This is a genomic window from Halosimplex halophilum, from assembly GCF_004698125.1.
In the GTDB taxonomy this organism is placed as follows: Archaea; Halobacteriota; Halobacteria; order Halobacteriales; family Haloarculaceae; genus Halosimplex; species Halosimplex halophilum.
The window spans coordinates 165022-189404 of record NZ_SRHV01000005.1 but is presented as its reverse complement, the minus strand read 5'-3'; the positions used below and the strand labels follow the sequence as shown (position 1 = coordinate 189404).

General features: G+C 71.4%; 21 protein-coding genes. 11 read left to right on the top strand and 10 right to left on the bottom strand.

Annotation, left to right across the window (positions count from 1 at the left end):
• The first annotated feature begins 80 nt into the window (after positions 1-80).
• Positions 81-1493 (top strand): signal recognition particle protein Srp54, encoded by a 1413-nt coding sequence (locus tag E3328_RS17415; protein ID WP_135365912.1) that lies wholly within the window; start codon positions 81-83, stop codon positions 1491-1493.
• A gap of 1 nt (position 1494) precedes the next feature.
• On the opposite strand, the gene E3328_RS17410 is transcribed toward E3328_RS17415, so the two are convergent.
• Positions 1495-2100: a hypothetical protein gene (locus tag E3328_RS17410; protein ID WP_135365911.1), complete on the bottom strand. Its 606-nt coding sequence runs from the start codon at positions 2098-2100 to the stop codon at positions 1495-1497.
• Positions 2101-2120: 20 nt separating this feature from the next.
• Positions 2121-3173, bottom strand: coding sequence for an inorganic phosphate transporter (locus tag E3328_RS17405; protein WP_246023047.1), 1053 nt, complete (start codon positions 3171-3173; stop codon positions 2121-2123).
• Between the two features lie 417 nt (positions 3174-3590).
• Between E3328_RS17405 and E3328_RS17400 the strand changes: the two genes are divergently transcribed.
• Positions 3591-4373 carry an MBL fold metallo-hydrolase gene (locus E3328_RS17400; protein WP_167837449.1) on the top strand — a complete coding sequence of 261 codons (783 nt, stop codon included), beginning with the start codon at positions 3591-3593 and terminating at the stop codon, positions 4371-4373.
• 69 nt (positions 4374-4442) lie between these two features.
• On the opposite strand, the gene endA is transcribed toward E3328_RS17400, so the two are convergent.
• The gene (gene endA / locus E3328_RS17395) at positions 4443-5510 is read right to left on the bottom strand and encodes a tRNA-intron lyase (protein WP_135365909.1); all 1068 of its coding nucleotides are present in this window, start codon (positions 5508-5510) and stop codon (positions 4443-4445) included.
• Between the two features lie 93 nt (positions 5511-5603).
• On the opposite strand from endA, the gene E3328_RS17390 reads away from it, so the two are divergent.
• The gene (locus tag E3328_RS17390) at positions 5604-6257 is read left to right on the top strand and encodes an HAD family hydrolase (protein ID WP_135365908.1); all 654 of its coding nucleotides are present in this window, start codon (positions 5604-5606) and stop codon (positions 6255-6257) included.
• Between the two features lie 12 nt (positions 6258-6269).
• On the opposite strand, the gene E3328_RS17385 is transcribed toward E3328_RS17390, so the two are convergent.
• The 4 genes from E3328_RS17385 to E3328_RS17370 form a co-directional block, all read right to left on the bottom strand.
• Positions 6270-6989, bottom strand: a complete 720-nt coding sequence (locus tag E3328_RS17385; protein ID WP_135365907.1) for an endonuclease NucS domain-containing protein — start codon at positions 6987-6989, stop codon at positions 6270-6272.
• A gap of 217 nt (positions 6990-7206) precedes the next feature.
• Positions 7207-7455: a DUF8028 family protein gene (locus E3328_RS17380; RefSeq protein ID WP_135365906.1), complete on the bottom strand. Its 249-nt coding sequence runs from the start codon at positions 7453-7455 to the stop codon at positions 7207-7209.
• A 354-nt stretch (positions 7456-7809) separates the two neighbouring features.
• Entirely contained in the window at positions 7810-10152 is a 2343-nt protein-coding gene (locus tag E3328_RS17375; protein ID WP_135366445.1) for a DEAD/DEAH box helicase, read from the bottom strand.
• A gap of 135 nt (positions 10153-10287) precedes the next feature.
• Positions 10288-11682 carry an MATE family efflux transporter gene (locus E3328_RS17370; protein ID WP_135365905.1) on the bottom strand — a complete coding sequence of 465 codons (1395 nt, stop codon included), beginning with the start codon at positions 11680-11682 and terminating at the stop codon, positions 10288-10290.
• Positions 11683-11788: 106 nt separating this feature from the next.
• On the opposite strand from E3328_RS17370, the gene E3328_RS17365 reads away from it, so the two are divergent.
• The 5 genes from E3328_RS17365 to E3328_RS17345 all read left to right on the top strand — a co-directional run bounded on the left by E3328_RS17365 (position 11789) and on the right by E3328_RS17345 (position 16450).
• Positions 11789-12922, top strand: a complete 1134-nt coding sequence (locus E3328_RS17365) for a M48 family metalloprotease (protein ID WP_135365904.1) — start codon at positions 11789-11791, stop codon at positions 12920-12922.
• Positions 12923-12996: 74 nt separating this feature from the next.
• The gene (locus E3328_RS17360) at positions 12997-13824 is read left to right on the top strand and encodes a class I SAM-dependent methyltransferase (protein WP_135365903.1); all 828 of its coding nucleotides are present in this window, start codon (positions 12997-12999) and stop codon (positions 13822-13824) included.
• A gap of 86 nt (positions 13825-13910) precedes the next feature.
• Entirely contained in the window at positions 13911-14840 is a 930-nt protein-coding gene (lipA, locus tag E3328_RS17355) for a lipoyl synthase (protein ID WP_135365902.1), read from the top strand.
• 96 nt (positions 14841-14936) lie between these two features.
• Entirely contained in the window at positions 14937-15674 is a 738-nt protein-coding gene (locus tag E3328_RS17350) for a 2-phosphosulfolactate phosphatase (protein WP_135365901.1), read from the top strand.
• A complete protein-coding gene (locus E3328_RS17345; RefSeq protein ID WP_135365900.1) occupies positions 15674-16450 on the top strand; it encodes a PHP domain-containing protein in 777 nt (258 codons plus the stop codon). Before E3328_RS17350 ends, E3328_RS17345 begins: the two co-directional genes overlap by 1 nt.
• Positions 16451-16490: 40 nt before the next feature.
• Here the strand turns inward: E3328_RS17345 and E3328_RS17340 are convergent, their stop codons facing one another.
• The 3 genes from E3328_RS17340 to E3328_RS17330 are packed head-to-tail and all read right to left on the bottom strand — an operon-like array spanning position 16491 to position 20135.
• Positions 16491-17450 (bottom strand): energy-coupling factor transporter transmembrane component T family protein, encoded by a 960-nt coding sequence (locus E3328_RS17340; protein ID WP_135365899.1) that lies wholly within the window; start codon positions 17448-17450, stop codon positions 16491-16493.
• Positions 17447-19252 carry an ABC transporter ATP-binding protein gene (locus E3328_RS17335; RefSeq protein ID WP_135365898.1) on the bottom strand — a complete coding sequence of 602 codons (1806 nt, stop codon included), beginning with the start codon at positions 19250-19252 and terminating at the stop codon, positions 17447-17449. Before E3328_RS17335 ends, E3328_RS17340 begins: the two co-directional genes overlap by 4 nt.
• Before the next feature lie 19 nt (positions 19253-19271).
• Complete coding sequence (locus E3328_RS17330; protein WP_246023046.1) at positions 19272-20135, bottom strand: DUF8171 family membrane protein; 864 nt, start codon at positions 20133-20135, stop codon at positions 19272-19274.
• 397 nt (positions 20136-20532) lie between these two features.
• On the opposite strand from E3328_RS17330, the gene pdhA reads away from it, so the two are divergent.
• Genes pdhA through E3328_RS17315 form a run of 3 tightly spaced genes read left to right on the top strand, consistent with a single transcriptional unit; the run spans position 20533 to position 24383 of the window.
• Positions 20533-21636, top strand: a complete 1104-nt coding sequence (pdhA, locus tag E3328_RS17325) for a pyruvate dehydrogenase (acetyl-transferring) E1 component subunit alpha (RefSeq protein WP_135365897.1) — start codon at positions 20533-20535, stop codon at positions 21634-21636.
• 2 nt (positions 21637-21638) lie between these two features.
• Positions 21639-22673, top strand: a complete 1035-nt coding sequence (locus tag E3328_RS17320; RefSeq protein ID WP_135365896.1) for an alpha-ketoacid dehydrogenase subunit beta — start codon at positions 21639-21641, stop codon at positions 22671-22673.
• Between the two features lie 3 nt (positions 22674-22676).
• Positions 22677-24383, top strand: coding sequence for a dihydrolipoamide acetyltransferase family protein (locus E3328_RS17315; protein ID WP_135365895.1), 1707 nt, complete (start codon positions 22677-22679; stop codon positions 24381-24383).

The window sequence follows — 24383 nt, the reverse complement described above, 5'->3', positions numbered from 1 at the left end:
GGTCGCCACTCGTCGGCGCCGCGGTCCCGCCGCCCGCGAGGGCGAAGCCTTTACCGGGCCGGCCGCGTACTCGCTCGCAAATGGTACTCGACGATCTGGGAACGTCGCTCCGGAGCACCCTCAACGACCTCCGGGGCCAGTCCCGCATCTCCGAGGAGGACGTCGAGGAGGTCGTCAAGGACATCCAGCGGTCGCTGCTGCAGGCCGACGTGGACGTGGACCTGGTGATGGAGCTGTCGGACTCCATCAAGACCCGCGCGCTGGAGGAGGAGCCGCCCGCCGGCACCTCCGCCCACGACTGGGTGCTCCGGGTCGTCTACGACGAACTCGTCGACCTCGTCGGAGACTCCACGGAACTCCCGCTCGAATCGCAGACGATCATGCTCGCCGGCCTCTACGGGTCGGGGAAGACCACCACCTCCGCCAAGATGGCGTGGTGGTTCTCCAAGAAGGGGCTCCGGCCGGCCATCATCCAGACCGACACCGACCGCCCCGGCGCCTACGACCAGTCCAAGGAGATGGCCGAGCGCGCCGAGGTCGACTTCTACGGCGACCCCGACGCCGACGACCCCGTCCAGATCGCCCGCGAGGGCCTGGAGGCCACCGAGGACGCCGACGTGCGCATCGTCGACACGGCGGGCCGCGACGGGCTCAACGAGGAACTCATCGACCAGATCGAGGACATCGAGGAGGAGGTCCAGCCGGATCGGGACCTGCTCGTCCTCGACGCGGCGATGGGCCAGTCGGCCAAGGATCAGGCCCAGGAGTTCGAGGACTCGATCGGTATCGACGGCGTCGTCATCACGAAGCTCGACGGGACGGCGAAGGGCGGGGGCGCCCTCGCCGCCGTCAACGAGACCGGCTCGTCGATCGCCTTCCTCGGGACCGGCGAGACGGTCCAGGACATCGAGCGCTTCGAGCCGTCGGGGTTCATCTCCCGGCTGCTCGGGATGGGCGACCTGAAGCAGCTGACCGAGCGCGTCGAGCGGGCGATGGAGGAGACGGGCGAGGAGGAAGAGGAGTGGGACCCCGAGGACATGATGGAGGGGAAGTTCACCCTCCACGACATGCGCAAGCAGATGGAGACGATGAACAAGATGGGGCCGCTCGACCAGGTGATGGACATGATCCCGGGGATGGGCGGCGGGCTCATGGACCAGCTGCCCGACGACGCGATGGACGTGACCCAGGAGCGCCTGCACGACTTCGAGGTGGTCATGGACTCGATGACCGACGAGGAACTCGAAAATCCGCGCGTCGTCGGCAAGAGCCGCATCGAGCGCATCGCCCGCGGCTCGGGCAAGCCCGAGGAGCGGATCCGCGAGCTGCTCGAACAGTACAACGCCATGCGCCAGATGCTCGACCAGTTCCAGGGCATGGGCGACGCCGACATGGAGCGGATGATGAAGCAGATGCAGGGCGGCGGCGGTGGCGGCATGGGCGGTATGGGCGGCATGGGCGGCGGCGGTGGCGGCGGCCCGTTCGGCGACTGAGCTACCCGTCCCCGCTCTCCGCGCCGTCGGCCTCCGCCGCGGCGCCGTCACCGTCGCCGTCGATGTCGCGCCGGTCCAGTTCCGCTTCGACCTCCTCGGCGACCGCATCGTCCAGTTCCGCTTCGACCTCCTCGGCGACCGCATCGTCCAGTTCCGCTTCGACCTCCTCGGCCACGGCGTCGTCCAGTTCCGCCCGGACTTCGGCCTCCACCGCGTCGTCGAGTTCGGCGTCGACCTCCGCCGCCACGGCGTCCTCGACCTCTTCGGCGACGGCGTCGTCGACTTCGGCCGCGACCTCGGTCTCGACGCGGTCGTCGAGTTCGGCCGCGACGGCGTCGCCGACCTGGTCGTCGACGGCCTCGGCGACCTGGCTCTCGGCCTCGGCGGAGACGGCGGATTCGAGGACGCGCTCGTAGATGGCCATCTTCTCGTAGACCCGCAGGAGGTAGCCGACGACGAGCCCGCCCTCGAAGGCGGCCACCCGCGGGTCGACGCGGACGGCGAGGAACGCGAACCCGCCGATGAACAGCAGGCCGTAGGCCAGCTCGACGTAGAACTGTGTCTCGCGCTCGGTGCGTTCGCCGCGTCGCGATAGCGGTCCGATCATGGTGGCAGTGACGGTCCGGTTCACCCGACGAGGTGGAGCCGCTGGGCGGCCTCGAACGTCGCGAACGAGACCAGCCCGGCGACCGTCGGGGAGGCGACCCAGGTTGCGACCACCCGCTTGACCGTCCGCGGGTCAAACAGGTCCAGCTGGTCGCTGGCCCACGTCGCGCGCTCGGCCTTGCCGAGGCCCTCGGGGCTGACCAGCGCCGACAGCGGGACCCGGCGGCTGGCCCGGCCCCACCCGAGGCCGATCACGCAGGTCGTCAGCATGATCGCCAGGCTCGCCGGGATGCCCGCCCAGCTCAGGCCGGTGATGACCGTGGCGGCGACGGTCTCGACGACCAGCGCCGCCTCCAGCGACAGGTCGGTGATGTCGTCGCCGACCGTCTCCATCGTCCGCGGCCCCAGCAGAAAGGCGCCGGCGCCGATGGCCGCGCCGCCGAGCGCGACGCCGGGGGTCATCCCGACCGCGCCCGAGCCGACCAGCGGCGCGACGGCGTTGGCGACGTTGCTCGCGCCCGCCGAGAACGCCATGTAACAGCCGATACCGATCACGAGCAGTTCCACTATCCCGTCGCGGTCGCCGGCGAGGTCGTCGAGCCGGCCCACCACGTCGTCGTAGAGGTACCGGCCGAGGAACGCGCACACCCAGAAGGCGAGGACCGGGGCGACGAGCCACCAGACGACGACGGTGCCGACGGTCGCCCAGTCGAGCCCGCCCAGCGCGGCGCCCATCCCGACGACCGTCGCGACGGCCGTGATGCTGGTGCTCGTCGAGACGCCCAGGACGTTCCCCAGCAGGATGCCCAGGCCGACGAACAGCAACACGACCGCCGACGTGGCGGGCGTGAAGTACGACCCGGGGACGAAGCCCGTCCCGAGCGTGTCGACGACGTTGGTCCCGACGGTGAACCCGCCCAGCAGGGCGAAGGCCGCCATCAGCGCCGACGCCTGGCGCATCGAGACGACGCCCCCGCCGGTCGCCGGCCCGAACGCCGCGCCCGTCGAGGAGCCGCCGATGTTCACGCCGACGAACACCGCGACCGCGATCGCGAGTCCGAGGAGCACGTTCACTGTCGTCACCTCCACGTACTGCGTCACGTCCGAACTGCAACGGCGCCACGTCCCGAACCGTGGAGCCCGGCGGTGCGGACGGCGCGACCCGCGGCTGTCGCGCCGCTCCGGGACACGTCCGTCGATGTGTCGATCCTCGCGGAGCGTCCGCGAGCACGCGGAGTCGCGGCCCGCAACTGACTGCGACGAGAACGGGCGCCAGCGGGCGACGCCGTCGCTGACACCCTCGATTCGGTCGACGATCGATTGCGGTTCGTAATAAACTTCACGGACCGTGTGAGTCGGTACCGAACGTCGATGTCCGGGGAGCGACAGACCGCCGTCGCCGGACCGGGCGCTCCCGGCGGCGTCGCGTCCCGAACCGGTTCGGGATCTGATACACGAAACGGGTTTCGGCGGGTCGGCCCAAACGGGGGCATGCGCGTCACTCTCATGGGGACCGGCGACGCGGTCGGCGTGCCAGCCCCGCTCTGTGACTGCGAGTACTGCGCCGCCAGCGAGCGCCGCCGGCGCCCGGCGGTGCTGGTCGAGGTCGACGACCGGCGGCTCGTCCTCGACATCGGCCCCGACATCGCCGACCAGCTCCACGAGCTGGAGGTCTACGAGGTGGACGGGTTCTTCGCGACGCACGCGCACTTCGACAACTACTGGGGGATCAACGAGCTGAACCAGGCCGCGATGGACACCCACGTCCAGAACGAGGGCGAGTTCGACCACCCGACCTTCGGCAAGGAGGTCACCGTCTACGGCTCCCGGCCGGTCCGGACGTTCACCGAGGACACCTTCCCGCACATCCTCGACCACGTCGAGTACGTCCCGCTCGACCCCGACGAGGCGGTCCGCACCGACGCGTTCGACGTGCGGGCGTTCGGCATCGACCACGGCACCAAGGCCTTCCCCACGCAGGGCTACGCCGTCTCGACGGGCGACTCGACGGTCATCTACGCGCCCGACGTGGACAGCGTCGACTCGGTGCCCGACTTCTGTACCGGCGCCGATCTCCTCTTCTTCGACGGGTCGGTGCTCGGCGCCGAGTTCCACGGCGACGCCGACGACCTCCGGGCGGGCGCCCGCCGCTTCGACGCCGACCGGGTCGTCGCCACGAACGTCTCCGAGCACATGCTCGAATGCCACACCGACGACCTCGACGACGCCTCGGCGTTCGAGGTCTGGAGCGACTTCGACCGCGTCACCCTGTAGCTCGACCGCCGGGACGGAGCCGTTCGAGTCCGGGTCCGGGTTCGGTCCCCCGATTCAGCGGCCGTGGGTTCACGGCGTCAGTCGCGTCACGGAGAGCCACTCGACCCCGTCGCGGTCGTCGGCGTCCCCGTCGACCAGCGCGAACACCATCTCCTTGCGGACGCCGTGGGCGAGCCGCACGTCCAGCGCCAGGTCGCGGGGAGAGAAGGAGTGACCGCGTTCCAGTACGCGGACGAGCAACTCGGAGTGGCCCAGGTCCTCGACGGAGTCCACGTCGGCGTAGGTCCGGAAGTCGGCGCCGAACTTGTAGCCGGTCTTGGGGACGAGCCCGCGCTCGCGCAGCGACTCGTAGACCCGCAGGCGGCGGTCGAAGCGCTCGCCCTCGACCTCGCGGCCGCGCTCGACCACCGCCTCCGCCCCGCCGTCCACGTCGAGGACGCCCTCGCGGGCGAGATACGCGGCTTCGAGCAGGGAGAGCTGGATCACGTCGCCGGCCCCGTCGTCGAGCGGCTGGCCGTAGAACCCCGCGTCGTAGAGTGCGGCCGGCGGGTCCCAGAGGAAGAGCCGGTCCGAGAGGAGGTCGCCCGCGACGCCCGCCGGCAGGTCCGTCTCGCTCGTCCCCGACACCTCGCGGTGTTCGGTCGCGAGGTAGGTGAGCGCGCTCTCCTCGTCGACGACGGCCAGCACCAGGTCCCCGAGGGCGTCGGCCGGGACGCCCTCGCGCTCGCTGACGACGGCCACGCGGTGGGCCACCTCGTCGTCCCACGGGCCCGAGCCGCGGGGGTAGACCACGAAGTCGACCGCGCCGTCGTCGACCGCGTCGCGGGCGGCCGGCGCGTCGCTCCACCCCTCGCGCGCCGGCGAGAGGTAGAACCCGCGGTCGCGCAGGTCCTTGTAGACGAGGAAGGCGATCTCCGAGACCGCGGCGGAACTGAGGAAGGCGCGGAAGTCCATCGCGGCGCCGTCCGGCCCCTCGACGGCCGCCAGGTCGCCGCGGTACAGCAGGTGGGCCGCCTCGACGGGCGCGAGTTCGAGCGCGCCGCCGTCGACCGGGTGGCCGTAGCCGCTGGAGTCGTAGAACCGCTCGCGGGCCCGCTCGCCCGCCCGCACAACCTCCCCCGAGAGCGTCGCGTGCATGTACGGGAGCAACCTGCCGGGGCGGAAAGCACCTGCGATCACGGGTTGGGGGGTATCCAAAAGACACTCCACGCCACCGGGCGACCACGGGGTATGGACGCGGTCTGTTTCGACATGGACGGCGTGCTGGTCGACTCCGAGGACTACTGGCACCCCTACGAGCGCGAGGAACTGCTGCCGCTGGTCGGCCTCGAAGACCTCGATCTGGACGAGATCACGGGCATGAACTACCGGGAGATCTACGAGTACCTCGACGGGACCTACGGGATCGAGGCCGACCGCGGGGAGTTCCTCGGGTGGTACGACGAGACGGCGACGACTATCTACGGCGAGGACGTGCGGCTGCTGGACGGCGCCGACGAGTTGCTCGCCGGGTTGCGCGACCGCGGGGTCACCCTCGCGCTGGTCTCCTCGTCGCCCCACGACTGGATCGACGTGGTGCTCGACCGCTTCGACCTGGCGTTCGACGCGGTCGTCAGCGCCGACGCGCTGGAGGGGCCCGGCAAACCGGAGCCGGCGGTCTACGAACACGCCGCCGACCGGATCGGCGTTGACCCGGCCGGGACGGTCGCCGTCGAGGACTCCGTCCACGGGATCGAGTCGGCGAGCCGCGCGGGCATGCACGTCGTCGGCTTCCGCCACGGCGCCGCCGACGAGACCGACCGGAGCCGCGCCGACTACGTGGCGAACTCGCCCGCGGACCTCCGGGAACACCTGCTGGCCCGCGCGGACGGCGAGTCCGCCTGACCCGGTCGGGCGCTACGCCCCCGCGCAGTCGGTGTCCAGACAGCGCCGCCCGGAGGGCGTCTCGAAGACCGGCAGCCCGCAGTCGCAGGTCCCGTCGACGACGCCGGTGGGGATCCCGAAACCGGTGTCACACTCCGGGTAGCGCTCGCAGCCGGCGATGAGCCCGCCCCGGCGGAGGACCCGCAGGTCGCCGTCGCAGTTCGGACAGTCCCACTCGCGGTCGAAGCGTTCGGTCACCCGGTCGTCGATGGACTGGCAGTCGCGGTCGATACACACCTCGAACTCGGCGCCGCGTTCGACCCGGAGCACGGGGAGCCCGCAGACCGGGCAGGACTCGTCGAGGACCGCGCCGTCGCGGGGGATCGAGTACTCGTCGTCGCACGTCCGACACAGCACCGACCCGCGGGCGAGCACGAGCCGCCCCTCGCAGGTCGGGCAGCCGCCGACGGGGACGCCCGCCCGCGAGACGGGGTGGCGGGCCGCGCCGTGCTCGTCGTGGACCTCGACGCGGAGGTGCTGGTCGCCCTCGCGGGCGTCGAGGACGCCGTCGACGAACTGGACGCTCTCCGCTCGCGTGAGCCAGGCGACCGGCTGGTAGCCGTCGGCGTCGTGGACCAGCACCGTGTTGTCCGGCTTGACCACCGTGACCACGTCGCCGCGGTGTTCGCGCTCCGTTCGCCCGTCGAACGTCGCCGTGCAGTCGCCCGCGACGACGCGCACCTCGTCGTGCATGGGTCGGCGTGGTCCGGCTCTCGGACTTAAAGTTCAGGAGCGAGCGGCGAGTGCGGGAGGGGCGGCGGGTGTGGCCGGTGGGGAGGCGACCGACGGGGAGACGGCCGGTCGGGAGGTGATCGGTGGAGGGGCGGCAGGTGACCGCGGGGACGGGCGCGCCGGTCTCGTCCGGGGCGACGAGGGGGGGTCGGGCGGACGGGCCTCCGTGAGGGCGGCGTCAGTCCCGGTTGTGGCCGTGGCCGATCCGGAGCGCGACGAGGTTCGCGAGCAGGAGGCCGACGAGCAGCGGGGCCTGCTCGGCGACCGACCCCGAGACCACGAGCGCGAGCATCGCGAACGGGAGGACGACCGCCGACCAGAAGCCGGCGAACTGGGCCGAGCCGACCGCGAGCGACTGGAGGCGCTGTACACCGGTTGCCGAGGGGAACTCGGGGGCGGACCGACGGAAGGGGGAGGCGCTTGACATCGTTCGTCACCTACCTCCCACTTGCATCGGATACCCCATATAAAGGAACGACCGCTAGGGTGATTTCGCGTCGTTTCTCCCGATCGTCCCGATTTTACCCCTCCCGCAGCGACCTTTCAGTCAGCCACCGAACGTTTTACGAACGCCTCAGAACCCCCTAGAAGATTTAAAACCGAATCTGAGCGGAGAAGTGGCAGTTCCAATATGTGTTCGACAGGTGCCGACGCACGCCACGTCTCGGGTCGAATTCGGGGGGCGGTCGGACGGCCGGCGCGGTCGGCCCGCGGAGTCGGGTGGGGGTCCGCGCAGTCCGACGAGTCGAGCGCGCGGCGCCTGGGCGGGCGCGCCGGACGGTCACTCGACCCGGACCGTGCGGGTCTCGACGACGGGGTGGAGCGGGAGTTCGGGGAAGGCCACCTCGACGGCGTACTCCATCTCGTCGGCGGTCCCGCCGAAGACCCCGACGGGGAGGTCCGCCTCGCCGAGATAGCGGTTCTTCGCCGTCATCTCGACGCCGTTGACCGTGACGCGCAGGCCCGCGCGGGCGTCGCCGCCGACGTTGCGCACGGTGACCTCCCGCATGTCGTTCTCGCCGGCAGCGACGCCCTCGGGAAAGTCGCCCCACTCGACGACGACGTTCGGGAGGTCGCCCGCGCTCTCGACGACGCGCTCGGCGACGCCCTCCGAGAGGCCCGCGGAGACGAGGCCGGAGACGCCGGCCTCTCGGACCTCGGCGGGCGTCGTGATCCCCTCGGCGGCGAGCTTGCTCGCCCGGCCGGAGCCGACGCCGTCGATGGCGGTCAGTCCGACGGCGTCGTCGCTGATGCCGTTCTCGATGCGCGCCTCGATGCGGCAAGCGAGGTTCGCGGCCTCGGCCCCCGCGAGCCGGTCGAGGAAGGCCCTGAGCGCGGCGAGCAGGCGCAGGGCGTTCTGGGTGATCACCCACGCGTCGCTCTGGAGTTCGCCGGGGGTCGTCCCGCGCATCCGCGATTCGAGGATGGCAAGCACCTTCCGGCCGCCCGGGTCCAGGTCCCCGGTCTCCCCGAGGACGGCGGCGACGGCGTCGCGCTCGTCCGAGCGGGCGCTGACGCTGTCGAACTCCGCCGCGGTCGCGACGGCCCGCAGGATCCCGTCCTGGTCGAGGCCGTTCTCCTCGGCCTGTTCGGCCAGGTCGGCGAACTCCCGGGCGGTGTCGAGCCGCAGGTAGAACTTCGAGGCCAGCCGGCCGAGCGGGGTGGGTTCGAGGCGCATGTCCTCCCGTTCGACGAACCCGCGGTCGACGAGCGAGCGCAGCGTGTCGCTGACCCGCTCGCGCAGCGCGCTCTCGGAGGCGTACTCGTCGGGGGCGCTGCGGGCGCGCACGTAGTAGAACGTCGTCTCCAGCCAGTCCATCACGTCGTCGATGTCGCCGATCGTTCCGAGCGCGATCTCGGCGTTGAGGTGGGCGTCCAGGTCCTCTGCGAGCCGCGACTCGATCTCCTTGCCGTCGCGCAACAGCGCGCGGTACTTGTCGGCGTCCGAGGAGTCACAGACTACCCAGGCGTAGCCCTTGTCGTCGTAGCCGGGGCGGCCGGCCCGGCCGAGCATCTGGAGCACGTCCAGCGGGCTCATGTCCACCTCGCCCTCCAGCGGGTCGTGGAGCTTGGTGTCCCGGATGACGACGCAGCGGGCGGGGAGGTTCACGCCCCACGCGAGCGTCGAGGTGGAGAAGAGCAGTTGCAGTTTCCCTTCCTTGAACCACTGTTCGACGAGGTCCTTGTCCTCCTTCGAGAGGCCGGCGTGGTGAAACCCCACCCCGTCGAGCACCGACTGCCGGAGCGTCTCGTTGGACAGGTCGGCGGCGTCGTTGTGGAAGTCGTAGTCGCCGCGGGCGCCCATCGGGATGTCGCGCTCGACGATCTCGTCGCGGGACTTCTTGGCGGCCTGGACGGTGTCCTGCCGGGAGGAGACGAACACGAGCGCCTGGCCCTCGTCGCGGATGTGCGGCTCGGCGATGTCCAGCGCGCGGTATAGCCGGCGGTACTTGTCGGCGAAGGCGTTGTCGCCGTGGGTGTAGGTCCGCACGTCGGCGTGCAGCGGGACCGGCCGGTAGTCGTCGCCGAACTCGAAGGTGTTGTCGGCGGGGGCGTCCAGCCACCCGGCCACGTCGTCGACGTTGGGCATCGTCGCCGAGAGCGCGACCACGCGCGGGTCGCAGAGCCGGCGCAGCCGCGAGACGGTGACTTCCAGCACCGAGCCTCGCTTCTCGGAGTCGAGCAGGTGGACCTCGTCGATGACGCAGCAGTCAACGTCGGTGATAAAGGAGTACCGGGGCGAGTCGTGTTTGCGCGTCGCCGAGTCGGCCTTCTCGGGGGTCATCACGAGGATGTCCGCCCGCTCGGCGCGGCGCGGGTTCAGGTCGCGCTCGCCGGTGACGACGTACACGGAGTAGCCCAGATCCTCGAACCGTTCCCACTCGCTCTCCTTCTCGTTGGTGAGCGCGCGCAGCGGCGCGAGGAAGAGGGCGGTCCCGTCGGCCTCGATGGCCTCGCAGATGGCGACCTCGGCGAGGGCGGTCTTGCCGCTGGCGGTCGGCGCGCTGACGACGACGTTCTCCTCGGAGTCGAGCAGCGCGGGCAACACCTCGCACTGCATCCGGTTGAACCGCTCGAAGGGGAAGGCGTCGGCGTAGTCGGGCAGCACCTCGGAAACCGCCAGCTCCGTCTCGCCGTCGGCGTGCCGTGACACGGACGAACCCGGGGGCCCCGTCGGCATATGCGTTTCTATGGCGGAGTGGAAGTGGTCGGCGAGGCCGCTCGCGGTGTCCGGCCGGGGAGCGACGGCGACGGACCGTCAGTCCGACGCGGCGGCGTCGTCGGCCGCGCGGTCGAGCATCCCGCGGTCGGCCGAGCGGTGGAAGTACGCGGTCAGCCAGAGGGCGGCGGCGACGTTCGACAGCGTGACGCCCCAGAAGACGGCGGCCGCGCCGAGGTCGAGGGCGTAGGCGCCGACGAGCGCGACCGGGAGGCGAACCGCCCAGTACTGGGCGAGCGTCGAGTACATGCTCACGTCGGTGTTGCCGGCGCCGTTGAAGCCGGCCTCGACCGTGTAGATGACGCCCAGCGCCCAGTAGCCGTAGGCGAGGATCTGGAGGTACAGGACCGAGTAGGCGAGGGCCTGCCCCGAGAGGTCGGGGACGAACACGCGCGCGATGGGTGCGGGGACGAACCACTGGACGACGCCGAACGCCGAGAGCCCGACGGCGGCGATGGCGACGCCGATCCAGGTCGCGCGGCGGGCGCGGGCGGGCTGGTCGGCGCCGAGGTTCTGCCCGACGACGCTGGTGGCGGCCTGGGCGACCCCCTGTGCGGGGACGAACGCGACGGTCGCGACCTGCGAGCCGATGTGGTAGGCCGCCAGCGCCGCCGGCCCGCCGACGGCGGAGACGACCCAGATCATGCCGAGGCGGGCGACCTGCCGGCCGCTCTGCTGGCCGGCGACCGGCAGCCCGACGTCGGCCACCTCGCGGGCGGTGTCGAGGTGCGGCCGGAGCGCCCGCCGCGTGAGCCGGAACCCCTCTCGGCCGCGCGCGGCGAGCGCGAGCGCGAACAGCGCGCCGACGGCGTAGCCGACCGCTGTCGCCAGCGCCGCGCCGAACAGCTCCAGCCGCGGGAACGGGCCCCATCCGAGGATCAACAGGGGGTCGAAGACGACGTTGACGACGATGGCGGTGAGGTTGACGTACAGCGCCGCCGTCGTGTCGCCCCAGCCGGTGAACCCGCTCTCCAGCGTGTCGCTGGCGCCGATCGCGACCAGCGCGAGCGCGTAGGCGGTGAGGTACTCCGCGGCGAGCCGCCGGACGGCCGCGTCGCCGGTGAACAGGCCGGCGACCGTCTCGGCGCCGACGACGAGACCGACCCCCAGTACGGCCGCGACGGCCACCGCGCAGGCGGCGGCGGTGAACGGGACCCGCCGGGCGGCGGCCGCCTCGTCGGCCCCGACGCGCTGGGAGGTGACGACCTGACTCCCGGTGAAAAACGCCTGCAGCGGCACCGTCAGCAGGGCGACGACCACCGTCGCCAGGCCGACGGCGGCGACCGCCGTCCCGCCGAGCCGCCCGACCCAGAACAGGTCGACGACCGACTGGGCGACCAGCGCGAAGTTCTGGGCGACCAGCGGTCCCGCCAGGACCACGAGCGCGCGCGACAGCGAGCCACCGACGATGTCGTCGCGCGTCACGTCGAACATATCCGACTATCCCGCGCCGATACATGTTAAATATTTGTTTCTACCTGTTGAATTTTCCACCGAACCGTTCGGTGACACTTTGACGGTCGGAGTCGTCGCCGTACGCGTGAGCCCCGCCCTCGCCCCGCCGGTCGCCGCCGTCCTCCAGGTCGCGGTCGCGGTCGTCGTCGGCGCGGCGGTCCGGTGGCGCGCCCGCTCGGCCTACGAGGGACCGGCCGACGACGCCGAGACGGCCGCCGCGCTCGGGCGCCTCCGGCGGCGCGGCGTCGCGGTCGGTACCGTCGTTACCGCCGCCCTCACCCGCCTGTCCGGGCTGGCCCGCTCGGTCCAGGCCGACGCGACAGCGGCGGTCGCCGAGGCGGCCGGGCCGACGGCGGGCGCGGTCGCCGGCGTCGCCGCCGCGGTCGCCGTCTACGCGCTGCCGGTCGTCGCCGTCGCCGTGGCCGTCCGGCTGGCGACGGTCCCCTACCGCCGCGCGGTCCGCGGGTTCCGGCTGCGCTACCGCGACGCCGCCGCCTGGGAACTCGAACGCGACGGCGTCGGCTTCCTCGGGGTCGTCCTCGCCGCCGCCGTCGCGCTGGTCCCCGCCGGCTGGCCTCGCGTCGTCGCCGCGGTCGGCCTCGGGCTGGTCGCGACGGCGCTGACGCCCGTCGCCCTCGTCGTCGCGCTGCGGACCCGCTGGCCGACAGACGAGGAGCGGGCGGCCGTCGGCGACGCCCTCCCGGCGGGCGTCCGGCTGCGGGTCGTCGACGACCGCACCCGGCTCGGCAGCGCCTTCGCCGCCGGGATCGTCCCGGGCGCCGAGTACGTCTTCCTCACCGAGTCGCTGTTCGCGACCCTCGACGGCGACGAGCTGCGCGCCGTCGTCGCCCACGAGGTCGGCCACCACGAGCACGGGCACGTCCTCCTGCGGTACGCGCTGGTCGCCGTCGCCGCGGGGGCCGCGCTCGGCGCCGCCTCGGTCGCGCCCGACGCCGCGCTGGTCGCGATTCTCCTCGGCGCGCCGCCGTTCGCCGTCGCCCTCGCCTGGGTCGTCCGCCGGACCGAGGAGGGGTCCGACGCCTACGCCGCGGAGGCGGTCGGCGGGGCGGCGCTCGCCGACGCGCTGGAGACGCTGGCCGAGCGCCGCTACGTCGCCGCGGGCGGCGACGGGTGGTCGGGCCTGCTCTCGCATCACCCGCCGCTCGGCGATCGGATCGACCGGCTGCGGAGTCACTCGACGGGTCCGCGCGCCGGTTGAGGTGGTTCCGGCCCGTCCGCCCTTCCTGTCAGCTCCGCACAAAATATATCACCCCCGCCGGCCACTCGCCGGGCGTGGACGACCCCGAGACCTACTACGACGACCACGGCGAGGCCGAGTGGGACCGGCTCGCGTCGAGCCTCCACGGCCGCCTGGAGTGGGAGGGGACCGTCGAGCAGTTGGAGCGGGCGCTCCCCGAGTCCGGCCGCGTGCTCGACGTCGGCGGCGGCGCCGGCCGCTACGCCGTCTGGCTGGCCGAGCGGGGCCACGACGTGACCCTCGTCGACCCGAGCGAGGGCCAGCGGGCGGTCGCCCGCGGGAAGGTCGCCGAGCGCGGCCTGGGCGACCGGGTGACCGTCCGCCCGGGGGACGTTCGCGACCTCGATTTCGATACTGGAGCCTTCGACGCGACGCTGTGTCTGGGCGGCCCGCTCTCGCACGTCCTCGACGCCGACGAGCGGGCGACCGCCGCGGCGGAACTCCGCCGGGTGACCGCAGGGGGCGGTCCCGTGTTCGCGTCGGTGATGGGGCGGCTCAACTGGCTGGTCCTCTACCTCGTGGACGGCGCGGAGCACCTGCGGCGCGCGGACGAACTCGCCGAGACGGGCGACTACGACCGGGCGTTCGTCGACCGGATCGACTACGACTCGGCGTTCGCCGAGACCCACTTCTTCCGCGCCGACGAGTTCGAGGACCTGCTGGCTGGGGCGGGACTGGACGTGGAGCGACTCGTGGGGCTGGAGGGGCTGGCGTCGGTCCTCTCGGCCGGGTCGCTCCGAGGGGTGGCCGAAGACCTCGACGAGGCGCAACTCGCGGGCGTCCGCCGGCTCGTCGACGACTGCCGCGACGACCGCACCGTCGCCGATATGTCCGCGCACATGCTCGCCGTCTGTCGGGCGTAGCGGGACTCGCCGCTGGGCCGCCGGTCCGGGACCGGGACGGAGCCGACTCCCGCATCCTTTTGCCCGACCGAGCCCAAGCCTCGCCAATGAGTCGCGCTCGCAAGCCCGAGTGGCTCAAGATGCGGCCGCCCTCGGGCGAGCGCTTCACGGACATCAAAGAGACCCTCCGCGACCGCGGGCTCAACACGGTCTGCGAGGAGGCCAACTGCCCGAACCTCGGGGAGTGCTGGTCGGGTCGGGACGGGCCCGGCACGGCCACGTTCATGCTGATGGGCGACCGCTGCTCGCGGGGCTGTAACTTCTGCGACGTGGCGACCGGCGGGATGGACCCGCTCGACGAGGAGGAACCCGAGCAGGTCGCGGAGGCGGTCGCCGAGATCGGCCTCGACTACGTGGTCCTCACCTCGGTCGACCGCGACGACCTGCCCGACCAGGGGGCCGGCCACTTCGCCCGCACCATCGAGGCGATCAAGGAGCGCCACCCGGGCATTCTCGTCGAGGCGCTCGTCCCCGACTTCCAGGGCGAGGAGCGGCTCGTCCGGAAAGTACTGGACGCCGAACCGGACGTGTTCGCGCACAACGTCGAGACGGTCGACCGCCTGCAGTGGCCGGTTCGGGACCGCCGAGCGGGCTACGAGCAGTCGCTGTCGGTGTTGCGCCAGGCCGCCCGGGAGTCCGACTCGTACGTCAAGACCAGCCTGATGCTCGGCGTCGGCGAGTACGACCACGAGGTCTACCAGACGCTCTCGGATCTGCGGAGCGTCGGCGTCGACGTGGTGACGCTCGGCCAGTACCTCCAGCCCTCCCGGTCGCACCTCGAAGTCTCGGAGTACGTCCACCCCGACGCCTTCGACACCTGGCGGCGGGTCGCCGAGGAGGAACTGGGCTTCCTGTACTGTGCCGCCGGCCCGATGGTCCGGTCGTCGTACCGGGCGGGGGAGCTGTTCGTCGACGCGGTCCTCCGGGACGGCAAGAGCGTCGAGCGGGCGCGCGCCGAGGCGCGGGCCGGCGACTGAGACCGGACGGACCGCTCGGTACGGCTATAGACCCGAACGCGGCCGACAATAGGGCTCTTAGCAAGGGGCTTCCGTCCGGTCCGCGCGAGCACGGGTATGGCGTCGCTCGCCGACACCGACCTGGAGGACCGACTCGTCGACCGCATCCTGCCGTCCCGGGCCCGGATCCCCGCGGACCCGCCGGCGGGCAACTACGTCGTCATCGACGTGACCCACTTCTCGACGACCGTCGTCGAGCTGTTCGAGAACGGCGCCGAGTACGTCCACGTCACCGAGGAGCGCGGCGACGAGCACGCGTTCAGGGACGAGCACCCCGAGGCGCGGATCGGCGGCGGTTCGAGCGACGACTACACCCCCACCGAGGGGTACGACTTCTTCAACTCCCCGACGTGGGTCCAGGATACCGACGTGGCCGGCCGCCCGACCGCGCTCACCTCGACCAACGGCGGGGCGGCGGTGACGGACCTCCGGCTCGCCGGCGGCGACGACGTGGACGTGTACGTGGGGACGCTCGCGAACGCCCGCGCGGTCGCCGACCACCTCGACGGGGCGGAGAAGCCGACCTACATGGTCGCCGCGGGGTCGAAGGGCAAGCCCTCGCCGGAGGACACCGTCGGCGCCGTCGTCGTCGGCCGCCACGTCTACGGCGACTCGCCGACCGACGCCGAGCGGGACCTCTACAGGCAGGTCGCCAAGCTCGGCAAGGCACCGAAGTACGAACAGAAGGCCGACATCCGGCTGAACGACCTCCTGGAGTACGACCTGCGGTTCAGCGAGAGCGGGGTCGTCCCGGAACTCAAGGGCCAGCGGCTCCACGACGTAGGCGAGGAGTAATGCGCGCCGACCTGCACGCCCACACCACCTACTCCGACGGGTCGCCGCTCCCCGAGATGTGCCGCGCCGCCGAGGCGGCGGGCCTGGACGCCGTGGGCTTCACCGACCACTGCATCGTCGTCGACGACGACTTCGGCCGCCGGGAGCGCTACCGCCTCGTCGAGACCTACGAGCGCCGCCGCGAGGCGATCGAGCGGTTCCGCCCGCGGACCGACCTCACGGTCTACGACGCCGCCGAGGTGAGCTACGTCGCCGACGCGGAAGCCGAGACCGCGGAGTTCCTCGCCGCCGCCGGCTTCGACTACACCATCGGGAGCGTCCACTTCGCCGGCGAGTACGACTACACGACCGCCGCGGGGTACGCCGACGCGAGCGAGGCGGAACGGCGGGCCGCCGTCGAGCGCTACTACGACGCCGTCGTCGCGGCCGTCGAGTCGGGCCTGTTCGACGTGCTCGGTCACCTCGACCTGCCCGAGCGGATGGCGGCCCTCCGCGGCCACGCCCGCCGCGAGGACTACGAGCGGGTCGCCGCGGCGCTTTCCGACTCGTCGACCGTCCCGGAGATCAACGCCGGCCGGGTCCACGACTCGCTGGGGCGCGTGCACCCGGACCCCGCGATGCTCGACTGTTTCCGCGACCGTGGCGTGCGGTTCGTGCTCGGCACCGACAGCCACTCGCCCGCCGAGGTCGAGCGCCGCGTCCCCGCGCTCCGCGAGGTCGTCGACGAGCACGGGGTCCCGCTGGCCGAGTTCGAGCCGGCGGCGGTCGTACGGTAGCCTCGCGTAGCACTTTTCGGAGAACGGGGGTCGGCGACCGTCAGGTGAACGCCCAGACGGCCGCGACGAACAGCAGCGAGCCGAAGACGAACGACACGTCCCGGGTCCGGACCATCATGCCCTCGGTCCGGAGAGCTCGGCTCTGCTCGTCGCCGAGCGAGCGGGAGAAGCCCTTGGTCTCCATGGCCTCGACGGTCACCCGCGCGCGCTTGGCGACGTTGAAGATGAGCGGGTAGAAGGCCTTCACCGAGAGTTTCAGCAGGTAGTAGAAGTACCGCCACTTCAGAAAGCCCGTGTTCTCGGGCACCTGGCTGCGCAGGCGGAAGGAGTTGACCAGGGCGTGGTACTCCTCGACGAGCAGCGGCATCATCCGGTAGCCGTAGGCGATGGCGAAGGTGAGCTGTCGGGGGACGCCGAGCCGGAGCATCCCCTTCGAGAGCTTCCGCGGGCTCATCGCCGAGAAGACGGCGAGGCTGATCACCGAGATGATGGTGAGCTTCAGGAAGAAGGGGACGACCGCGCCGACGGCGTCGATCCCGACCTCCTGGCTGGTGAGGGCGGTGTCGACGCCGCGGGCGGTCGCCCCGACGGCGATCGACCAGACCTCGCCGAGGACGGCGGGGTCGAGCGCCGCGAGCCCCTCGGTGACGCGGCCGGTGTTGTCCCCGAGGTAGCCGGCGGCCCGGATCGCCCCGCCGACGGCTGGCACCATCACGACGAAGAAGCCGACGTTCGTGACCTGACCGAACAGAAGCAGGGCGAGCAGGTACTTGCTGACCTGCGAGAGCGCGGCGAGGACGAACGCCGCGGCGAGGAGGACCGCGAGGGGGAGCGGGTCGTAGAACAGCCACGGGACGATCATGAACAGGACCGTCCACAGCAGGACGACCCGCGGGTCGAAGGAGTTCAACAGCGCCCGGTCGTTGTCGTAGGCCGTCCGCATCAGGTCGACCTTGATGTCGGCGATCGAGATGTCGGTGACCGCGTCGACGTATCTCACCGTCGGTCACCCCGTCGGTCCCTCCCGGCGTCGCCGGTATCCGAGCCGCCGTCGGCGAGCGCGTCGGCCCGTTCGGCGGCGGCGGTCAGCGTCTCGACCATCCCGTCGGCGGTCAGCGCGGGCGGGTCGACGCCCAGGCGGTCGCTCAGTTCGGCGACCTGCGGGCGGCGCAGGCCGGTCCGCGCCAGCAGGTCGGGGTCGTCGAAGACGACGCCCGGCGCGGCGTCGGCGAGTACCGCCCCGTCGCCCATGACGATGACCCGGTCCGCCCACTCGGCGACCAGCTGCAGGTCGTGGGAGGCGATGACGACCGTCTCGACGCGGCTCTCGGCCTTCCGGAGCATCCCGGTCACCTCGCGCCGGCTCTGCAGGTCGAGACTCCCGGTCGGCTCGTCCAGCAGGACGACCGTCGGGTCGGTCGCGAGGCCGATCCCCAGCGAGGCGCGCCGCTGCTGGCCGAGACTCAACAGGCGACCGTCGCGGTCGGCGAACTCCTCGAGGTCGAGGTAGTCGACGATCTCCGCGACCCGCTCGTCGGCGCCCTCGGCACCGCGATTCCGCAGGTAGTAGCCGATGTCCTTCCGGACGGTGTCCTCGACGAACATCTCCTCGGGGTTCTGGTGGATGTAGACGGTGTCGTCGGCCAGCGTCTCCGGCAGCGTCTCGCTCGTGTCCTTCCCCAGGACCGTGACCGTCCCCTCGTCGGGGGACTCCAGCCCGGTGATCAGCCGGAGCAGCGTCGACTTCCCGGCGCCGTTGGCGCCGACCAGCGCCACCCGGTCGCCCGCGTAGAGGTCGAGGTCGACGCCGTCAAGGACGCGGTTGTACCCTTCCCGGAGCGTCGGGTAGCCGTGGCCGACCCCGTCGAGCGTGACGAGGGGGGCGCCGTCGTCGGCCGGCTTCTCGCGGTGACGACCCCGTTCGCCGCCGTCGGCAGTTGCCTGCCGTTCGCTCGCGTCGGCGGACGGGAACGCGGTCGCGGCCTCGTCGACGGTGACGGGGTATCGGCCGTCCGGCAGTCGGCCCGCACCCCCCGGCAGGTCGGCGGCGATCCCCGTGACCTGCGGCGGGTGGATGTCGTGGGCCTCCAGGTCGTCCAGCCGGTTGAGCCCGACCTCGACGGGTTCCTTCCAGGCGACGCCGCCGTCCGACACGAGGACCATCTCCTCGCAGTAGTCGGCGATGAACTCCGAGTGGTGCTCGATGACGATCACCGTCTTGCCGTGGTCCTCGTGGAGCCGCCGGAGCTGGTCGTAGGTCTCGCGGGCGTTCTGGGGGTCCAGCTGGGCGGCGGGCTCGTCGACGAAGACGAACTCGGGGTCCATCGCGAGCACGCCCGCGAGCGCGACGAGGTGCTGCTGGCCGCCCGACAGCTCCCAGACGAACCGGTCTTCGAGGTGGTCGAGCCCGACGAGTTCCAGCGCGCGGGTCGCCCGCTCGGCGTAGTCGTCGAGGCCGTGATTGAGGGGCGCGAACTCCACGTCGTCGCGGACGGTCTCCTGGACGAGCTGGTTCTCGAAGTCCTGGAAGACGTAGCCGACGGTCTGTGAGAGTTCCGCCACGTCCGACTCGCGGGTGTCCGTGCCCGCGACGGACACCCGCCCGTCGAACCGCCCCTCGAAGAAGTGCGGGACGAGCCCGTTGAACGTCTTGCACAGCGTCGTCTTGCCGCTGCCGTTGCCGCCGACGACGGCCGTGAACTCGCCTGGCTCGATCCGCAGGGTCGCGTCGCGCAACACCGGCTCGTCGCCCCCGGGGTACTGGAACGTCAGGTCCTCGACGACGATGTCTGATGAACTCATGAAGACGGGACCGTCCGGGTTACACTCCGCCCTCGACCTTGCGCTGGCGGTAGGCGACGAGGCCGAACGCGATCAGGGCGGCGGCGGCGATCGGCACGAACAGGAACGTCTGCCCGTAGGTCTCGACGAACTGCGGCGTGAACGTGACGAGACCGCCGCTGGTCTCGCTGAGCGTCTCGACGGCGAAGGCCACGGGCAGCAGCCCCACCCACGCGACGAGTCGCTTCAGCGACGTGCGCGTGAACATCGGACCGTCGCGGCCCTCGACGGGGTTCATGCCGAGCAGCGGCTCGATCTTCCCGCGCAGCCGCGGGTAGAGGAACAGCGTCGGGACCGCGCCGAAGACGACGCCCGCGACGACGATCTGCACCAGCGCGCCCATCCCCTCGGTCGCCCAGACCGTCGCGGGGAGCCAGGAGATGGCCTCCAGCTCCTCGACGCCGACGTAGAACTTCCCCACGTCGATGAACCACGCGGCGGTCTCCTCCATCGCCTTCGCGAGGAAGCCGACCGCCGCGACCTGCTTCACGTCCGACGGGTCGGTGATGAGCGACATCGCGAAGAACCAGGAGGTCGTGATGACGACGAGCCCCTCGACGGCGCCCAGCGCGCTGAAATCGCCGATGAGGATCTCGCCGAAGACGATCCCGCCGACCGGGATCGCGAGACACGCCCAGAAGGACCGAAAGAGGAGGACGACCGACATCGCGACGAACCAGAACGGTCCGATCGAGACGCCGAGGCCGCCGACCGAGAACTCCGGCAGGAGCTCCGTGATCATACTCTGCAGACCGTGCAGCGACATGACGAGGATGAACGCCATCATGTCCCTGTGGTCGAAGCTGAACACCCCACCCGATTCGGCGGATGCAGTCGTTGCCATGCGGGCGGCGATCCACCGACACACCCCTTAACCGCTGGTATGAGCGCTCTATCGCCGAACAGAGGGTTCGGTACCCGAACGTCCGCACGGTAGACGACCCCATACCTATTGAGCGGTCACGATAGCCGACGGACCCGCAACGTCACCGACGGTCGGGCGAGCGGCGCGGAACCGCTCCTCGAACGGGCCGGCGCGCCCACGAAGGTAGATCCATCCGACTGGACGAATGACCAGTTTCCGCCCGTCGTAGACGCGGAAATCGTCGGTATCTCGACCCCGATCGGACCGTTTCGCCCACCGCGACCGGCAAGAATGGACCACAGCGAAAGCTATTTACGAAAATCCTTAAGCCGACAGCCCCCGTTGACTCGGGTATGTTCCCGAGGAGGGAGTTTTCGTGAGTACTCTACAGCGCGACCCGGAGGACCGGGTCCAGGTCCTCGACGAGGACGGGCAGGTACGGGAGGGGGCGACCGTCCCGGACCTGTCCGACGAGCGGCTCGTCGAGATGTACCGGGAGATGAAACTCGCCAGGCACTTCGACCAGCGGGCGGTGAGCCTCCAGCGCCAGGGACGGATGGGCACCTATCCCCCGCTCAGCGGCCAGGAGGGCGCCCAGATCGGGAGCGTCCACGCGCTGGCCGACGGCGACTGGCTGTTCCCGAGCTACCGCGAGCACGCCGCGATGCTCCACAGGGGGCTGTCGCTGAAACAGACCCTGCTGTACTGGATGGGTCACGAGGAGGGCAACGTCCGCGACGGGGAGAACGTCTTCTCGGTGGCGGTGCCCATCGCCACGCAGATCCCCCACGCGACGGGGGCGGCGTGGGCCGCGAAGCTGCAGGACGAGGACACGGTCTTCCTCTGTTACTTCGGCGACGGCGCCACGTCGGAGGGGGACTTCCACGAGGGGCTGAACTTCGCGGGCGTGTTCGACGTGCCGGCGGTCTTCTTCTGTAACAACAACCAGTGGGCCATCTCGGTCCCGCGGGAGCGCCAGACCGCCAGCGAGACGCTCGCACAGAAGGCCGACGCCTACGGCTTCGAGGGCGTGCAGGTCGACGGGATGGACCCGCTGGCCGTCTACCAGGTGACGAAGGCCGCCGTCGAGAAGGCCAGACACCCCAACCCCGACGAGCTGCGACCGACCCTGATCGAGGCGGTGCAGTACCGCTTCGGCGCCCACACGACGGCCGACGACCCCTCGGTCTACCGCGACGACGAGGAGGTCGAGGAGTGGCGGGCGAAAGACCCCATCCCGCGGATGGAGACGTTCCTCCGCGAGCGGGGAACCCTCGACGACGAGCGGGTCGAGGCCATCCAGGAAGAGATCGAGGACGAGGTGGCCGACGCCATCTCGGCGGCGGAGTCGGTCAAGCGGCCCGACCCCGAGGAGCTGTTCGCGCACGTCTACGAGGGGATGCCCGACCGGCTGGACGAACAGCTCGCGTACCTGCGGCGGCTGCGCGAACGACACGGCGACGAAGCCCTGCTGGAGTGACCATGAGCGAGACCACCGAATCCGACACCGCGACCGAGACCGACGACGTATCGAGCGGCGAGACGGAGAGCCTGACGCTGGTCCAGGCGGTCCGGGACGGGCTGGCGACGGAGATGGCCCGCGACGACCGCGTGCTCGTGATGGGCGAGGACGTGGGCCAGAACGGCGGCGTCTTCCGCGCCACCGAGGGCCTGCTCGACGAGTTCGGCGAGGACCGCGTGATCGACACGCCGCTGGCCGAATCGGGGATCGTCGGCACCGCCATCGGCATGGCCGCCTACGGGCTGCGCCCGGTGCCCGAGATCCAGTTCATGGGGTTCATCTACCCCGCCTTCGACCAGATCGTCTCCCACGCGGCGCGGCTGCGGACCCGCTCGCGCGGGGAGTTCACCTGCCCGCTCGTCGTGCGGGCGCCCTACGGCGGCGGGATCCGCGCGCCCGAGCACCACTCCGAGTCGAAGGAGGCGTTCTTCGTCCACGAGCCCGGCCTGAAAGTGGTGATCCCGAGCACGCCCTACGACACGAAGGGGCTGCTCGCCTCGGCCATCCGGGACCCCGACCCGGTGATCTTCCTCGAACCCAAACTGATCTACCGGGCGTTCCGCGAGGAGGTACCCGAGGACGACTACACCGTGCCGCTCGGCGAGGCCGCCGTTCGACGGGAGGGGTCGGACATCTCCGTCTACACCTGGGGCGCGATGACCCGGCCGACGATGGAGGCCGCGGAGAACCTGGCGGGCGAGGTCGACGTAGAGGTCGTCGACCTGCGGACGCTCTCGCCGATGGACGAGGAGACCATCGTCGAGTCGTTCAAGAAGACCGGCCGCGCCGCCGTCGTCCACGAGGCGCCCAAGACCGGCGGGCTGGCCGGCGAGATCACCGCGACCATCCAGGAGGAGGCGCTGCTGTACCAGGAGGCGCCGGTCGAGCGGATCACGGGCTTCGACGTGCCCTACCCGCTGTACGCGCTGGAGGACTACTACCTCCCCGAGCCCGAGCGCATCGAAGACGGCATACGGGATGCAGTCGACTTCTGAGCCATGGTCCGCGAGTTCAAGCTCCCCGACGTGGGAGAGGGCGTCGCCGAGGGCGAACTGCTGGAGTGGCACGTCGAGCCCGGCGACCAGGTCACGGAGGACCAGGTCGTCGCCGAGGTCGAGACCGACAAGGCCGTCGTCGACGTGCCCGCCCCGGTGAACGGCACCGTCCGCGAGCTGCTCGCCGAGCCCGGCGACGTGGTCCCGGTCGGCGAGGTCATCATCACCTTCGACGTGGAGGGCGAGGAACCGGCGGAGGCAGCGGCCGAGGCGGACGACAGCGAATCGTCCGGCGAGGCGGTCGACGCGGGAGCGACCGCCCCGGAGTCGTCGGGTGAGACCGGGGCCACAGCCGCCGAGACCGCGGAGTCGTCGGTCAACGGCAAGGGCGGCCGCGTCTTCGCAGCGCCGAGCGCGCGGCGGCTCGCCCGCGAACTCGGCGTCGACATCGCCGCGGTCGACGGGTCCGGCCCCGGCGGCCGGGTCACCGAGGCCGACGTGCGCGCCGCGGCCGAGGACGACGCGGGCAGCACCGGGGGGAGCGACTCCGCCGGGAGCGAGAGCGACGACGGCAAACAGCTCAAGTCCGCCGTCTCGCGGATCGACGACGGCGAGTCCGGCGACGGCAGATCGAGCGTGGGCGACGGGCTGAAGTCGGCGGTCTCCCGCGTCGACGACGGCGAGAGCGCCGGCGGAGCCGGGGCCGGGGCGACCTCCGTCGAGGCCGCGGGGCGCGAGCGGACGCTGGCCGCGCCGGCCACCCGGAAGGTCGCCGACGAGCTGGGCGTCGACATCGACGACGTGCCGACCGACGAGGTGCGCGACGGCCGGGCGTTCGTCGACGAGGCCGCCGTCCGCGAGTACGCCGAGGCCCAGAAGCAAGCCCAGCAGGCCGACGCCGAGGCGCTCGCCGAGGCCGAGAGCGCCGGCGATACCGAGGCCGAACCCGTCGCGGGCGCCGAACCGGCGGGGGCGGCCGAGAGCGACGCCGCCCGGACGGTCGACGCGGCGGAGGGCGACCGCCGCGAACCCTACCGGGGCGTCCGCAAGACCATCGGGCAGGCGATGGAGCGCGCGAAGTTCACCGCGCCCCACGTCACCCACCACGACAAGGTCGACGCCACCGCGCTCGTGGAGACGCGGGAGAAGCTCAAGGAACGGGCCGAGGAGCGGGGCGTGAAGCTCACCTACGTCCCGTTCGTGATGAAGGCCGTCGCCGCCGCGCTGGACGAGCACCCGGTGCTCAACTCGCAACTCGACGAGGACAACGAGGAGATCGTCTTCAGGGGCGACCGGAATATCGGCGTGGCGACCGCCACCGACGCGGGCCTGATGGTTCCGGTCGTCGACGACGTCGACGGGAAGAGCCTGCTACAGCTCGCCTCGGAGGCGAACGAACTCGTCGCGAAGTGTCGTGAGCGGTCGGTCAGCCGCGAGGAGATGCAGGGCGGCACGTTCACGATCACCAACTTCGGGGCCATCGGCGGCGAGTACGCCACGCCGATCATCAACTACCCCGAGACGGCGATCCTCGGACTCGGCGCCATCGAGGAACGACCGATGGCGGTCGACGGCGAGGTCGTGGCGCGGGACGTGCTGACCCTCTCGCTGTCGGTCGACCACCGGGTGATCGACGGCGCCGACGCCGCGCGGTTCGTCAACACGCTCAAGGAGTACCTCGAAGACCCGACGCTGCTGCTCCTGGAGTAG

What these genes read in the sequence shown, in the direction of transcription:
- E3328_RS17390 (WP_135365908.1), top strand. Translation starts at nt 5,604, where the DNA reads ATGGACGCGGTCTGTTTCGACATGGACGGCGTGCTGGTCGACTCCGAG.
- E3328_RS17345 (WP_135365900.1), top strand. Translation starts at nt 15,674, where the DNA reads ATGCGCGCCGACCTGCACGCCCACACCACCTACTCCGACGGGTCGCCG.
- E3328_RS17370 (WP_135365905.1), bottom strand. Translation starts at nt 11,682, where the DNA reads ATGTTCGACGTGACGCGCGACGACATCGTCGGTGGCTCGCTGTCGCGC.
- E3328_RS17350 (WP_135365901.1), top strand. Translation starts at nt 14,937, where the DNA reads ATGGCGTCGCTCGCCGACACCGACCTGGAGGACCGACTCGTCGACCGC.
- endA (WP_135365909.1), bottom strand. Translation starts at nt 5,510, where the DNA reads ATGCACGCGACGCTCTCGGGGGAGGTTGTGCGGGCGGGCGAGCGGGCC.
- E3328_RS17385 (WP_135365907.1), bottom strand. Translation starts at nt 6,989, where the DNA reads ATGCACGACGAGGTGCGCGTCGTCGCGGGCGACTGCACGGCGACGTTC.
- lipA (WP_135365902.1), top strand. Translation starts at nt 13,911, where the DNA reads ATGAGTCGCGCTCGCAAGCCCGAGTGGCTCAAGATGCGGCCGCCCTCG.
- E3328_RS17380 (WP_135365906.1), bottom strand. Translation starts at nt 7,455, where the DNA reads ATGTCAAGCGCCTCCCCCTTCCGTCGGTCCGCCCCCGAGTTCCCCTCG.
- E3328_RS17320 (WP_135365896.1), top strand. Translation starts at nt 21,639, where the DNA reads ATGAGCGAGACCACCGAATCCGACACCGCGACCGAGACCGACGACGTA.
- E3328_RS17335 (WP_135365898.1), bottom strand. Translation starts at nt 19,252, where the DNA reads ATGAGTTCATCAGACATCGTCGTCGAGGACCTGACGTTCCAGTACCCC.
- E3328_RS17315 (WP_135365895.1), top strand. Translation starts at nt 22,677, where the DNA reads ATGGTCCGCGAGTTCAAGCTCCCCGACGTGGGAGAGGGCGTCGCCGAG.
- E3328_RS17410 (WP_135365911.1), bottom strand. Translation starts at nt 2,100, where the DNA reads ATGATCGGACCGCTATCGCGACGCGGCGAACGCACCGAGCGCGAGACA.
- E3328_RS17400 (WP_167837449.1), top strand. Translation starts at nt 3,591, where the DNA reads ATGCGCGTCACTCTCATGGGGACCGGCGACGCGGTCGGCGTGCCAGCC.
- E3328_RS17330 (WP_246023046.1), bottom strand. Translation starts at nt 20,135, where the DNA reads ATGGCAACGACTGCATCCGCCGAATCGGGTGGGGTGTTCAGCTTCGAC.
- E3328_RS17415 (WP_135365912.1), top strand. Translation starts at nt 81, where the DNA reads ATGGTACTCGACGATCTGGGAACGTCGCTCCGGAGCACCCTCAACGAC.